Raw genomic sequence first — 12,722 nt, 5'->3', positions numbered from 1 at the left:
AGCCATATCAATGGATTGTAGCGAGACGATCCCGGATCAGGCGGGGGCCAGTCGCCGGTGCAGGCTGTGGTAGTGATCATCTTCCAGCAGCTCCTGGTGGGGGGCACACAGACGGATGCGACCCTCTTCCATCAGGGCTACCCTGTCCATCCGTTCCAGCCCCAGCAAGCGGTGGGAGATGAGCAACAGGGTGCGATCCGCCCCCAGGGTCAGCAGTAGATCCATGATCTCCCGTTCGGTCTGGGTATCGAGCCCTTCGGTGGGCTCGTCCAGCAGCCAGAGCGGTGCATCGTGGAGCAGGGCGCGGGCGATGCCGATGCGGCGGCGCTCCCCGCCGGAGAGCGGACGCCCGCCATCCCCGAGCCAGGCATCCAGCCCCTGTTCTGCCTGCTCACCCTCATCGCGCAGCAGAGTCCCGAGCCCCACCTGGGTGAGCACCTCGATGAGCCGTTCGTCGCTGGCTCCGGGGGCGGCCAGGGTGAGGTTGCCACGCAGGGTATCGGCAAACAGGTGGACCCGCTGGCTCACCACGGAGCAGGAGGCGCGCAGCGCCTCTTCGCTGTAACCGGTGAGGGGCTTGCCATCGAGCAGGATCTCCCCCGATAGGGCCGTCCACTCCCGGGTCAACAACCCCATCAGGGTGGACTTGCCACAGCCGGTCTGCCCCAGCAGCGCCAGCTTCTCCCCGGCATGCAGTTGCAGGTTGCACCCTTGCAGCACGGGAGAATCCTGGCCTGGATAGGTGAAATGCAGGTCGCTTATCTGCACGGCACCCCGGGCAGCGGGGGCTTGCTGTGCTCCCCACTCCGGCGCTTTGGCCTCTTGCAGGATCTCGTTGAGACGGCGGGCGGAGGTGAGGCTGGTGGAGAGGTGCTGGAAGGCACCGGCCAGCGGCAGCAGCGCCTCGAAGCTCGCCAGGGTAGCGAACACCATGAGTGCCGTGATGGGGTCAGGGGCACTGCCACCGACGCCGTGACCGGCCAGCCAGAGCATCAGGGTCAGAGTCCAGCCGCTCAGCAACTGCACCGAGAAGGCGGCCAGGCCGCTGACGCGGGCCATGCGGGCCTGGGCCCGGATCAGGGCCTGCTCCGCCTGCTGCAATCCGGTGAGCGCCTCGGGAGCGGCGGCGAACATCTGCAGTTCGGCCTGGCCGTCCAGATAGTCCACCATGCGGGTACGCAGGTTGGACTTCTCGGCGATGAGCTGGCGGCCCGGCGCGCGCCCGGCAAAATAGAAGACCAGGGGCAAGGCCAGCATGCCAAAGAGCAGAATGGCTCCCAGCGTCAGCGCCAGGCGACCATCGAAGAAGGAGAGGAAGAAGACCAGCCCGGCGCAGCTCAGCAGCGCCGCCCCAATGGGGGTGATGAGGCGCAGATAGACGTGATCCATGGCATCGATGTCGGCCACCAGACGGTTGAGCAGGTCAGCCTGGCGAAAACCGGCAAGGGAGCCGGGGGAGAGAGGGGAGAGCTTTTGCCAGAACCAGACCCGCAGCCGGGTCAGCACCCGGAAGGTGGCGTCGTGGCTCACGACCCGCTCGCCCCAGCGACTGGCGGTGCGCACGATGGAGAAGAAACGCACGCCCCCCGCAGGGGTCATGTAGTTGAAGGTGTCTCGGGTGGCGACCGCCAGCCCGGCGACGGCGGCGGCGGAGAGGAACCAGCCGGAGAGGGAGAGCAGGCCCATGCCGGCCACCAGGGTGACCAGGGCCAGCAGCAGGCCGATGGAGAGGCTGAGCCAGTGCTGGCGATAAAGGCGCAGGAACGGCAATAGATCAGTCATCGAGAGAGTCTCCGAAACCTTGGGATTGCGACAGGAGGTGGGCGAAGGGGCCCTCTGCCTCGCCGAGTGCGGCAAAACGTCCCTGCTCCACCAGCTTGCCGTGCGCCAGCACCAGGATGTTGTCCATCTGGCTGAGCTGATCGAGGCGGTGGGTGATCATCAGCAGGGTCTGACCTTGTGCGGCCTGTTCGAGGGCGCTCATGACGGCTCGCTCAGAATGGCGATCCAGGCTGGCAGTGGGTTCATCCAGCACCATCATCTGGGTCGTCTTGAGCAGGGTACGGGCAAGGGCGATGCGCTGGGCCTGGCCGACGGAGAGACCGCCTGCCTGATCCCCGACCCGATAGTCCAGCCCCTTCTCGTTGACGAACTCCCAGGCCTGGGCGCGCTTGAGCGCGGATTCCAGCTCGGCGTCGCTGGCGGATGGTCTGGCCAGCAGCAGGTTGTCCCGCAGGGAGCTGTGGAAGAGTTGGGGATTCTGGGAGAGCCAGCCTAGCTGCTGGCGCCACTGGCTGATGTCTAGGGTACGAAGCTCCACTCCGTTGACGCACAGGGAACCGCGATAGGGGGCAAAACCGAGAAGGGCATTGACCAGGGAGCTCTTGCCCGCGCCGCTGATGCCGACCAGGGCGGTGCGCGTGCCGGCTTCCAGCGTGAAATCGAGGGGACCGACCAGCACCTTGCCCTCGGCGCTCAGCACTTCCAGGCTGCGGGCTTCTACCTTGACGGGGCCCTCCGCATGGAAGGGGAGCGTCCCGGAGGCGGGTTCGCTCACGTCGGCCTCGAGAAATTCCAGCAGTTGTTCGGCTGCGCCAATGGCCTGTGCCTTGGCGTGATAGTGGGCACCGAGTTCCCGCAGCGGCGCGTAGAACTCGGGGGCGAGGAAGAGCACGAACAGGCCGGTAAAGAGGGTGACCTTGACGCCATAGCTGCCAAAGTTGAGGTGATCGATGTAGGAGAAACCGAAGTAGACGGCCACCAGGGCCACCGCGATGGCGGCGAAGAACTCCAGCACGGCCGTGCTCAGGAAGGCGAGGCGCAGCACCTCCATGGTGCGCTCGCGAAAATCTTCCGATGCATCGCGGATGGCCTCACCTTCCGCCCGGGTGCGCATGAAAAGCTGCAGGGTGCGCAGCCCCTTGAGGCGATCGAGGAAGTGGCCTGAGAGGCGTGCCAGCGACTGGAAGTTGCGGCGGTTGGCATCGGCGGCGCCCACTCCCACCAGGATCATGAAGAGAGGAATGAGGGGGGCCGTGCCGAGCAGAATGAGGCCCGCCGCCCAGTTGACCGGGAACACGGAGACCAGGATCACCAGGGGAATAAAGACGGCGATGGCCATCTGGGGCAGATAACGGGAGAAGAAGTCCTGCATCTCTTCGATCTGCTCGAGCAGCAGGCTGGCCCAGCTACCGGCGGGGCGACGCTGGATATAGGCAGGGCCGAGCCTGGCGAGGCGGGTGAGCACCAGCTCGCGGATGGCCTGGCGCACCGCACTGCCCGCCTTGAAACTCGCCACCTCGCGGCCATAGGCCAGGGCCGCCTTGGTCAGGGTCACCAGCAACAGACTGATGAAGAGGGGGGCGGAGTGCTCCGGCGTGGTGCCTTCGATGATGAAACCGTGCAGCAGGGTCGCCAGCAACCAGGCCTGCATCACCATCAGGACGCCCTGACCCAGCCCGAAGGCGATGGAGATGCCGATCCAGCGCCGACCATGGCCCGATTGTTTGCGCAACCAGCCATAGAGATGTTTCTGTCTGTTCTTGTCCATTACCACCCTCCTCAAACGAGTGGCGCAAGACTATCGTCGCCCCCACGGCTTGGCAACCTTGCAGAACCGGGCGGAGGAACATCATTGTGTGAAAAATCGGCTTCATGCTCATTAGTTGGCCGAACAGCTTGATTTATGGCAAAAAATGCGAGGTCGGTGATTGCGCTCGGCGGCAAAATGCATATAGTAGAGGCCACTGACGCGGGTGTAGTTCAATGGTAGAACGGTAGCTTCCCAAGCTGCATACGTGGGTTCGATTCCCATCACCCGCTCCACATTCCAGATAGCGGCACGCGCCGTTGTCCATATCAGCCAGATGGCTGTCTGTCGTGGGGATTCCCCATCACACCAAGCACGTTTTGATGCCTAGCGGGCATCGTATAATGGCTATTACCTCAGCCTTCCAAGCTGATGATGCGGGTTCGATTCCCGCTGCCCGCTCCAGTCTTCACACAAAAAGCCCACTCCTGCGAGTGGGCTTTTTGTTGTCTGTTTTTTGATGCCGGCGAGAGTGCCAGAGCGGCCAAGCTGAAAGGCGCAGACATGGAAAAGGCGCCACAGGGCGCCTTTTCAACTCGGGAGTGGGGAGGATTACTCCTGCTCCAGCTCGCCGCAGAAGCGATAGCCTTCGCCATGGATGGTGGCGATGATCTCCGGGGTGTCGCCCACGCTCTCGAAGTGCTTGCGAATACGGCGGATGGTCACGTCCACGGTGCGGTCGTGGGGCTTGAGTTCGCGGCCCGTCATCTTCTTGAGCAGCTCGGCACGGGTCTGGATCTGGCCCGGGTTCTCGCAGAAATGCAGCATGGCGCGAAACTCGGAGCGGGGCAGCTTGAACATGTCGCCAGCCGGGCTGACCAGGGCGCGGCTGTTGATGTCCAGGGCCCAGCCATTGAACAGATAACGTTCCACCAGCTTCTTCTCTTCGCCACCGGCGGCCACGTTCATGGTGCGGCTCAGCAGGTTGCGGGCACGGATGGTCAGTTCACGGGGATTGAACGGCTTGGTGATGTAGTCATCTGCGCCGATCTCCAGCCCCAGGATCTTGTCCACTTCGTTGTCGCGACCGGTCAGGAACATCAGGGCGATGTTGTCATCTTCACGCAACTCGCGCGCCAGCAGCAGGCCGTTCTTGCCCGGCAGGTTGATGTCCATGATCACCAGGTTGATGGTGTGGCTGGTCAGGGCCTGGTGCATCTCGTCACCGTTGTTGGCTTCGAGCACGATGTAGCCTTCGGCTTCGAAGATGCTCTTGAGGGTGTTGCGGGTGACCAGCTCGTCTTCGACGATCAGAATATGTGGTGTTTGCATGAGTATTCCCAGATTCTTATCAGTTAATTATCGAAATTTTAACACTCTTTGGCGTTATCCGACCGGTCCTGAAAATTTATTACGTCATCCTGGGTATGAATATCAGGTCGAATCATCGCGAATTTGGTAACTATGTCGGCAAGCATCCCTGTGCCGTACATGGGCTCTCAACAAGTCTGAACAAGAGAAGCCCGGAGAGGTAGTCCATTACAAAAGTTGCTGCATTTTATCAGTTAACAGGCGCATAACAACACTCTTTGCCGTCAGATAGCAACTTTTTAACTCAGCTTTGATATAAGTCAATCCCCGAGTTCGCTGCATCATACTTGGGCTGACCCGCTTTTTCGCCCTTAATAAATGTAATGGGATGTAACATGTGGTTGACATGACTTTGTGGGAAAACTACAGAAAAGTGTGCTTCATCGCCCCCTTTGCGCCTCCCTGCTGCCCAGCCTATGCCATTGTCACGGCCTGGAACCCGGCCAGCCGGTGGGTGGGGCTGCGCCGCAATGCCCGTCGCCAGCGAGCCCTTGTCCGGCAAGTGGGCGAGTGTCCCGTCATGGGAGAGGTCTGGGGGAGCGATGAGGATGAGCGCTGGCAGGAGGCGTCTCTGTTGTTGCCGCTTTCGCAGCCAGAGGCGATCCGGCTGGCCGCCCGATTTGGCCAGAATGCCCTCTATTGGGTGCGTGAAGGAAAGCTCTGGCTGGTGCCCGTGTTGCTGGAAGGGACGCCCTGTCATCTGGGGGCGCTTGCGTCCCGCTGGCGGTTCAGGCCTTAGGGCTGACATGGCCCCCCGCCATCCGGACAGGGCACCCGGCCGGTGGATTGTCAGCGCCCCGACATGATGAAAGAATGAGCGGACACATTTCATTCCATGGAAGGATGATGATCATGCTGGACCTGCTGCCCGACCTTTGCGATGAACATGGCGATGCCCTTCGGATCGCTGACCCCCTCTTTCACGATTATGGCGGCAAGGCGCTGTTTTACGGCGAGGCCGTGACCCTCTCCTGCTTTGAAGACAACAGCCTGGTGCGTGAGCTGGTCAATCGTCCCGGCCATGGCAAGGTGATGGTGATCGACGGGGGCGGCTCCCTGCGTCGGGCGCTGCTCGGGGATCAGCTGGCCATCAAGGCGGTGGAGCAGGGGTGGGAGGGGATCCTCATCAATGGTGCCGTGCGGGATGTGGGGACGCTGGCGACCCTGGCGCTGGGGGTCAAGGCCCTGGCCCCCTGCCCGGTAAAGACCGAAAAACGGGGCCTGGGCACGCTGGACACCGTGGTCTCTTTTGCCGGTGTGACCATAGCGCCCGGCGACTATGTCTACGCCGACCTCAACGGTGTGCTGGTGAGCGGCGCCAGGCTCCTCTGAACCTCAGAAGTTGAAGCCCACGCCCAGAGTGAGAAAGTGTTCCGTGCTGAAGGCACTGAGTCCGTAATTGGCGGTGATGGCCAGGGAAGGGGTCACCAGCAGGCTGCTGTTGAGCTCAACCAGGGTGCTGGCCTTGCTCACCTCCAGTTGCTTGAGCTGGCTGCCGATGTTGAGTGACGGGGAGAGGCGATAGCGCACCCCAGAGCTGATATTGAACCCGGCCTGCCCGCTTTGGGGGCCGATGGCGGGGCCCGCCTCCATGTAGAGGCTGATGTCATCCTGAAGCGGGTATTGATAGCCGGTATTGATGAGCCAGAGGTCGAAATTGTCGCCAAGGTGGCTCTGGTTGCCGAGCAGTACGCCGGAATAGCTTTTGACGTAGAGCGGGTTGTCCGATTCGGTCTGGAGAAAACTCCAGTCGGCGGCCTGAGCCGAAAAGACGAGGCTGGATGCCATGGCGATGACGAGAGACTTGACCATTCGTTTCCCCTCCCTGGGTCCGAACAGGACTACAAGCATGGCACATGCCAGCGGGGAGTAAAGGGAACCCCGATCACAATAAAAGAGTTTTGATTGACGCCGCAGTCATGGTACACAGGCCCCTCACTCCGTGTCGTTACGACACGCTCCATCACGAGGTGAACTGATGAACAACAAACTGATCCTGCTGGCCGCTCTGGCCCTGGGAGGCTGCGCCATGACTACGGGTTCCACTCTGGCACAATTGCAGGCATCGACCTGGCAACTGCAAGGGGCGAGCGGTGACACCTTCACCCTGCAGGTCGCTGGTGACAAGGTGGCGGGCAAGGGCGGCTGCAACCGCTACTTTGGCGGCATCACAGAGCAGGGTGACGGCGTGTTGACGCTGGGCGCCATGGGTTCGACGCGCATGATGTGTGCGGTGGATCTGGCCGGCAAGGAGATGAACTACCTGCAGACCCTGGAGAAGGTGGCGAGTTTCCAGATCAGCGGCAAACAGCTGGTGCTAAAGGATGCCGACAAGGCCACCTTGCTGACCTTTGACGCTGTGAAATAAGCCGGGATCTCGTCAAAGGCTGTCGCAGGCGACCCCTGCGCCAGCGTGCAGGAGAATGTGAAAAGGGACGCCATGGCGTCCCTTTTTGTGCCTGATGCCGGGTCATCCCCCTCGCTGGAAGCGAAACCGCTTCTTGCGCCGGTAGGGATAGACATCCTCGAACATCCCCTCCTTGATGTTGCTCTGCAGCATCTTCCAGTAGTTGGCGTCGAAGAGCTCCTTGTGCAACTGCATCATGATCTCCCGTACCTGGGGTTTTTGCAGCAGGAAGGTGGCGAACTCCTCCGGGAAGATGTCGTTGGGTGCCACCGAATACCAGGGTTCGGCGCTCCACTCGTCCTCCGGGTAGCGCGGCGGTGGGATCTGGCGGAAGTTGCACTCCGTCATATAGCAGATCTCGTCGTAGTCATAGAAGACCACCCTGCCGTGGCGAGTCACCCCGAAGTTCTTGAACAGCATGTCGCCGGGGAAGATGTTGGCCGCCGCGAGCTGGCGGATGGCGTTGCCGTACTCCTCCAGGGCGAGGCGGGTCTGCTGTTCGTCCGCCTGATCCAGATAGAGGTTGAGGGGGATCATCTTGCGCTCGGTGTAGAGGTGTTTGATCACCAGCTTGTCGGCGGTGAGGGTAAGCGCAGAGGGGGCCACCGCCTTGAGCTCGGTCAACAGCTCCGGCGAGATGCGATCGAGGGGAAACTCGAAGTTGGTGAACTCCTGGGTATCTGCCATGCGGCCCACTCTATCGTGCTGTTTTACCAGCCGGTATTTCTCCTTCACTTGCTCGTGGCTCACCTCCTTGGGCGGGGTGAACTCGTCTTTTATCACCTTGAACACCACATCGTAGGAGGGGAGGGTGAACACGCTCATCACCATCCCTTTGATGCCGGGCGCAATGACGAACTGCTCCCGGCTCTGGGCCAGGTGCTGCTGGTAGTGACGATAGAGCTCGGTCTTGCCGTGTTTCTGGCAGCCGATGGCGTTGTATATTTCATAGTCCGGTTTGCGGGGCATGATCTGGCGAAGGAAGGCCACAAAGAGCGCCGGTACCGGGGTATAAACCATGAAGTAGGCGCGGGCGAAGCCGAACACGATGGAGGCCAGCTCCGGCTCGAAGATGACGGTGTCCACATAGATGCTCTGACCAGTGCTGAGCAGGGGCAGGATGAAGGGATAGACTTCTCCCTTCACCCGGATGAGCCCCACCAGGTAGGCTCCCTTGTTGCGATAGAACACCTCCCTGAGCAGCTCGATGGCGAAGGGCTCCTCGTGCAGGATGGCCGGGCCGCTCTCTGCCAGATGGCGGTGGATGTCCATGATGTCCCGCTGCTTGTCTTCGAAAGGGAGGGTGAAGCTGTAATCCCCGAGCAGCTGGCTCAGGGTCTGGGGCAGGTGGGAGAGATCGGTGCGATAGATACGCAGCAAGGATCCCAGGTCAGGCTTGTCGCCCCGGCTCACGAAGGGGTGGATATAAAGGTTCTCGTCGCGGATGTTGCGATGGCGGAAGATGCGGCGATAGACGGAATTGAAGAAGGACTCCGCCACCTCGAAGTTCTCGCAGCGGGGCAGGAGATCGCTGAAGGCGCCTTTCACCTGCTTGAGCAGGGCCTGGGTCGGCAGCTGCTCCCCCATCATCTGTTTGATCTGCGCCGTGGTGGCGCCGACATGGTGATCATAGAGGCGGATGCGCTCTCGACCGGCGAGCTGCACCCCTAGCCAGTCGCTGTTCTCGAAACGGCTCTTGCTGCCCTGGGTTATCTCGAGAAAGCGGCTGTAAAACGACTCAAAACGTTGCAGGATCGTCTCGGCGACCGCCTGCTCCAATGGCTGCTGCATCTCTCTCTTCCTTGTGAACTGTCGGGCCCATGGCGTCAGTGCCCTGAGGCGGCGGACTCGCGTCCAAGGCCACTATGGCAACATCCAAACATCTGTTCAAGTGGCAATATTTCGGGATAAACGGTAGATTGCGCCCCTGTTTTGCCGACGGTTCGCCGCAGTTCGCGGCGTCGGCCCCATCCTGGAGAGAACCCGATGAAACTCTATTTTGTGCTGGTGTCGCCCGCCCGTGCCGCCAACGTGGGGGCTGCTGCCCGCGCCATGAAGACCATGGGCTTCGATGCCATGCGACTGGTGGGGAGCCGGGTGCACGAAGAGGAGGAGGCGAGCTGGGTTGCCCACGGGGCGCAGGAGATCCTGACGGATGCGCAAGCCTTCGACACCCTGGAAGAGGCCCTGGCGGACATGGATCTGGTGGTCGCCACCACCGCCCGGCAGCGCGGCCGCTACCAGCACTACCTCACCCCGGCGGACATTCGCGACCAGATCCGGGCCAAGCCCTCCCTCGAGAAGGTGGCCATCGTGTTTGGCTGCGAGGAGTCCGGACTCTCCAACGAACAGCTCGCCCAGGTGGATCTCATCAGCTACCTGCCTCTCAAGGTCTCATACCCGTCCCTGAACCTGGGTCAGGCGATCATGCTGTATGCCTATGAGCTGAGTCCGCTGCTCGATGACCAGAAAGTGAGCGACGAGCAGGACGTAGCAGAAAATTTCGAGAGTGCCGGGCAGGTTCGCGTGCTGAAATCAAAAACAGCAGAATTGCTTGGTGAACTCGGGGTTTCGCAGGATGAAAAACTGCATCAATGGGTGATGGACCGAGTGCCCATGCTGCCGCAGCGGGATCTCAATATGCTCCATCTGCTCTGTAAAGACCTTGCCCGCAAGTTTGGCAAGGAGGTTTAGGTTGACAGCCCCTCGCCGGGCGCGGTATTGCTAACAACCAGATTCGTTCAAGAGTGTTCGTCATGCAGCTATTCACCAACATCATCACCACCACCATTATTACCGGTACCACCACAGGTGGCACTGGGGCCGGTTGATGCGCTGACGAACAAGCACAGAAATCAGAAAAAGGCCCGTACCCACCCAGTACGGGCCTTTTTTGTTGGATTGTTTTTAGACCTATTAGCAGATCAATTTGCAGGGAATACAGGGAGATAGCGATGAGAGTGTTGAAATTTGGCGGGTCGTCACTGGCCGACGCAGAGCGTTTCTTGCGGGTTGCCGATATCGCGGTGAATACCCACGGCCAATCCCAGGTGGCCCTGGTGCTGTCGGCACCGGCCAAGGTGACCAATCACTTGGTCGCCCTGGTGGAACAGACCAGTCGCGGCATGGATGCAAGCAGTACCCTGTTCGAGATCAACGGCATCTTCTCCCGCCTGCTGGCGGGGCTCAAAGCCGCCTATCCCGCGCTGGATGACAAGGCGCTGCAGGCCCGTCTCACCGCCGAGCTGGATCAGGTCGAGCGGCTGATGCAGGGCATTCGTCTGCTGGGGCTGTGCCCGGACAACGTCCAGGCCCGCATCCTGAGCCGTGGCGAGAACCTCTCCATCGCCTTCATGCACGAGCTCTTGCGGGTGCGTGGCATCGAGCTGGATCTCATCGTGCCCGAGCAGTTGCTGGTCACCGATGGCGGCTACCTCGAAGCCCATGTGGATATCGAAGCCTCCCGGGTGCGCTTCGCCGCCAAGGGCCTGCGCTCTGATTGTCTCTACCTGATGCCGGGCTTCACCGGTGGCAGCGACAAGGGCGAGACCGTGCTGCTGGGCCGCAACGGCTCCGACTATTCCGCCGCCGTCTTGGCCGCCTGCGTCGATGCCGAGTGCTGCGAGATCTGGACCGACGTGGAGGGCTGCTACAACTGCGACCCGCGCCTGGTACCGGATGCCTACCTGCTCAAAACCCTCTCCTATAAAGAGGCGATGGAGCTCTCCTACTTCGGTGCCAAGGTGTTGCACCCGAAGACCATCGCCCCCGTGGCCCAGTTCCACATTCCCTGCCTCATCAAGAACAGCTTCAACCCCCAGGGTCCGGGTACCCTCATCGGGGTAGATCAGGGGGATGACGATCTGAAGGTGAAGGCCATCTCGGATCTCTCCGGCATGTGCATGTTCAACGTCTCCGGTCCCGGCATGAAGGGCATGGTGGGCATGGCCGGTCGCATCTTCTCCGCCGTCTCCCGCGCCGGGGTCAGCATCGTGCTGATCACCCAGTCGTCCTCCGAGTACAGCGTCAGCTTCTGTATCCACAGCTACGACAGCGACAAGACCCGCAAGGTGCTGGAGCGCGAGTTCGAGCTGGAGTTCAAGAACCAGTTGCTGGACCCGCTCGAGATCATGACCGATCTGGCCATCATCTCCCTCATCGGTGACGGCATGCGCACCTCCAAGGGGATGGCGGCGCGCTTCTTCACCTCCCTGGCCCAGGCCTCCATCAACATCGTCGCCATCGCGCAAGGATCGAGCGAGCGCTCCATCTCCGCGGTCGTGCGCTCCGGCAAGGTGGCGGAAGCCATCAAGGCGTGCCACCAGAACTTCTTTGGCAGCCAGCAGTTCATCGATCTCTTCGTGGTCGGGGTGGGCGGCGTCGGTGCGGCCCTGGTGGATCAGATTGCCCGTCAGCAGCCGGTACTGGCCGAGCAGGGCACCGGCCTGCGGGTAGTGGGTATCGCCAACAGCCGTCAGATGGCGGTCAACAAGGATGGCCTGGCCCTCGCCAACTGGCGTGAACAGCTGGTGGAAGCACAAGGCAGTTTCAGCCTGGAGGCGGTGAAGAAGCTGGTGGAAGAGAGCCACCTCATCAACCCGGTGATCGTCGACTGCACCTCGAGCGAAGCCGTGGCCGTTCAGTACGCCGATTTCCTAGGGGCTGGTTTCCACGTGGTCACCCCGAACAAGAAGGCCAACACCGGGTCGCTGGATTACTACAAGGCGCTGCGTCGCACCGCCCGCCAGACTCGCCGCAAGTTCCTGTATGAGACCAACGTGGGCGCGGGCCTGCCGGTCATCGAGAACCTGCAAAACCTCATCAAGGCCGGTGACAAGCTGCGCGCCTTCGACGGCATCCTGTCCGGGTCGCTCTCCTTCATCTTCGGCAAGCTGGACGAGGGGATGGCCTTCTCCGAGGCGACCCAGATCGCCCGCGGCAACGGCTTCACCGAGCCGGATCCCCGCGATGACCTGAACGGCATGGATGTGGCTCGCAAGCTCCTGATCCTGGCCCGCGAGGCCGGCATGGCGCTGGAGCTCTCCGATGTGGAGGTGGAGCAGGCACTGCCGCCGGGCTTTGACGTGAGCGGCGACGTGGAAGCCTTCATGGCCCGCCTGCCCGAGGCCGACGGCTGGTTCCGCGATCAGTTCGCGGCGGCCCAGCGTGAAGGCAAGGTGCTGCGTTACGTCGGCTCCATCGAGGGTGGCAAGTGCAAGGTGGCCATCAAGGCGGTGGGTGGCGACGAGCCCCTGTTCAAGGTAAAAGACGGGGAGAACGCGCTCGCCTTCTTCTCCACCTATTACCAGCCCATCCCCCTGGTACTGCGCGGCTATGGCGCAGGGACCGAAGTGACCGCCGCCGGTGTCTTCGCCGACGTGCTGCGCACCCAGAACTGGAAGCAGGAGCTGTAAC

Annotated in this window: 10 protein-coding genes, 2 tRNA genes and 1 other annotated feature; of the genes, 7 read left to right on the top strand and 5 right to left on the bottom strand. The window is 61.7% G+C overall.

Going from position 1 to position 12,722, the window contains the following annotated elements; genetic code table 11:
* Positions 1–36: 36 nt before the first annotated feature.
* Together cydC and cydD are read right to left on the bottom strand one after the other, a co-directional pair.
* On the bottom strand, positions 37–1,782 hold the full coding sequence (gene cydC, locus AB5Y93_RS17825; RefSeq protein WP_368229976.1) for a cysteine/glutathione ABC transporter ATP-binding protein/permease CydC: 1,746 nt from the start codon (positions 1,780–1,782) through the stop codon (positions 37–39).
* Positions 1,775–3,550, bottom strand: a complete 1,776-nt coding sequence (gene cydD, locus AB5Y93_RS17820; RefSeq protein ID WP_368229975.1) for a cysteine/glutathione ABC transporter permease/ATP-binding protein CydD — start codon at positions 3,548–3,550, stop codon at positions 1,775–1,777. The genes cydC and cydD overlap by 8 nt, the downstream gene beginning before the upstream one ends.
* 201 nt (positions 3,551–3,751) lie before the next feature.
* On the opposite strand from cydD, the gene AB5Y93_RS17815 reads away from it, so the two are divergent.
* Positions 3,752–3,825 (top strand) — tRNA-Gly (locus AB5Y93_RS17815).
* A gap of 94 nt (positions 3,826–3,919) precedes the next feature.
* Positions 3,920–3,994, top strand: a tRNA-Gly gene (locus tag AB5Y93_RS17810).
* A gap of 147 nt (positions 3,995–4,141) precedes the next feature.
* Here the strand turns inward: AB5Y93_RS17810 and arcA are convergent.
* Positions 4,142–4,861 (bottom strand): two-component system response regulator ArcA, encoded by a 720-nt coding sequence (gene arcA / locus AB5Y93_RS17805; protein WP_010673581.1) that lies wholly within the window; start codon positions 4,859–4,861, stop codon positions 4,142–4,144.
* A 385-nt stretch (positions 4,862–5,246) separates the two neighbouring features.
* Between arcA and AB5Y93_RS17800 the strand changes: the two genes are divergently transcribed.
* Both AB5Y93_RS17800 and AB5Y93_RS17795 read left to right on the top strand, forming a co-directional pair.
* A complete protein-coding gene (locus AB5Y93_RS17800; protein ID WP_368229974.1) occupies positions 5,247–5,639 on the top strand; it encodes a DUF3293 domain-containing protein in 393 nt (130 codons plus the stop codon).
* Positions 5,640–5,752: 113 nt separating this feature from the next.
* Complete coding sequence (locus AB5Y93_RS17795) at positions 5,753–6,232, top strand: putative 4-hydroxy-4-methyl-2-oxoglutarate aldolase (protein ID WP_039039382.1); 480 nt, start codon at positions 5,753–5,755, stop codon at positions 6,230–6,232.
* A 3-nt stretch (positions 6,233–6,235) separates the two neighbouring features.
* Here the strand turns inward: AB5Y93_RS17795 and AB5Y93_RS17790 are convergent, their stop codons facing one another.
* Entirely contained in the window at positions 6,236–6,712 is a 477-nt protein-coding gene (locus AB5Y93_RS17790; protein WP_039039355.1) for a hypothetical protein, read from the bottom strand.
* Between the two features lie 166 nt (positions 6,713–6,878).
* Between AB5Y93_RS17790 and AB5Y93_RS17785 the strand changes: the two genes are divergently transcribed.
* A complete protein-coding gene (locus tag AB5Y93_RS17785) occupies positions 6,879–7,268 on the top strand; it encodes an META domain-containing protein (RefSeq protein ID WP_368229973.1) in 390 nt (129 codons plus the stop codon).
* 102 nt (positions 7,269–7,370) lie between these two features.
* Here AB5Y93_RS17785 and aceK read toward each other — a convergent pair whose 3' ends face one another.
* Positions 7,371–9,098, bottom strand: a complete 1,728-nt coding sequence (gene aceK / locus AB5Y93_RS17780; protein WP_368229972.1) for a bifunctional isocitrate dehydrogenase kinase/phosphatase — start codon at positions 9,096–9,098, stop codon at positions 7,371–7,373.
* Between the two features lie 195 nt (positions 9,099–9,293).
* Between aceK and AB5Y93_RS17775 the strand changes: the two genes are divergently transcribed.
* Positions 9,294–10,001 (top strand): tRNA/rRNA methyltransferase, encoded by a 708-nt coding sequence (locus tag AB5Y93_RS17775; protein ID WP_039039357.1) that lies wholly within the window; start codon positions 9,294–9,296, stop codon positions 9,999–10,001.
* Positions 10,002–10,073: 72 nt separating this feature from the next.
* Positions 10,074–10,204: a sequence feature (Thr leader region), on the top strand.
* Between the two features lie 57 nt (positions 10,205–10,261).
* A complete protein-coding gene (thrA, locus tag AB5Y93_RS17770; RefSeq protein ID WP_104451710.1) occupies positions 10,262–12,721 on the top strand; it encodes a bifunctional aspartate kinase/homoserine dehydrogenase I in 2,460 nt (819 codons plus the stop codon).
* Position 12,722: the final 1 nt, after the last annotated feature.

The organism is Aeromonas sp. R10-1, from assembly GCF_040908465.1.
Classification (GTDB): Bacteria; Pseudomonadota; Gammaproteobacteria; order Enterobacterales; family Aeromonadaceae; genus Aeromonas; species Aeromonas caviae.
The sequence above is the reverse complement of the archived record's forward strand: the minus strand, read 5'-3'. Positions and strand labels throughout refer to the sequence as shown.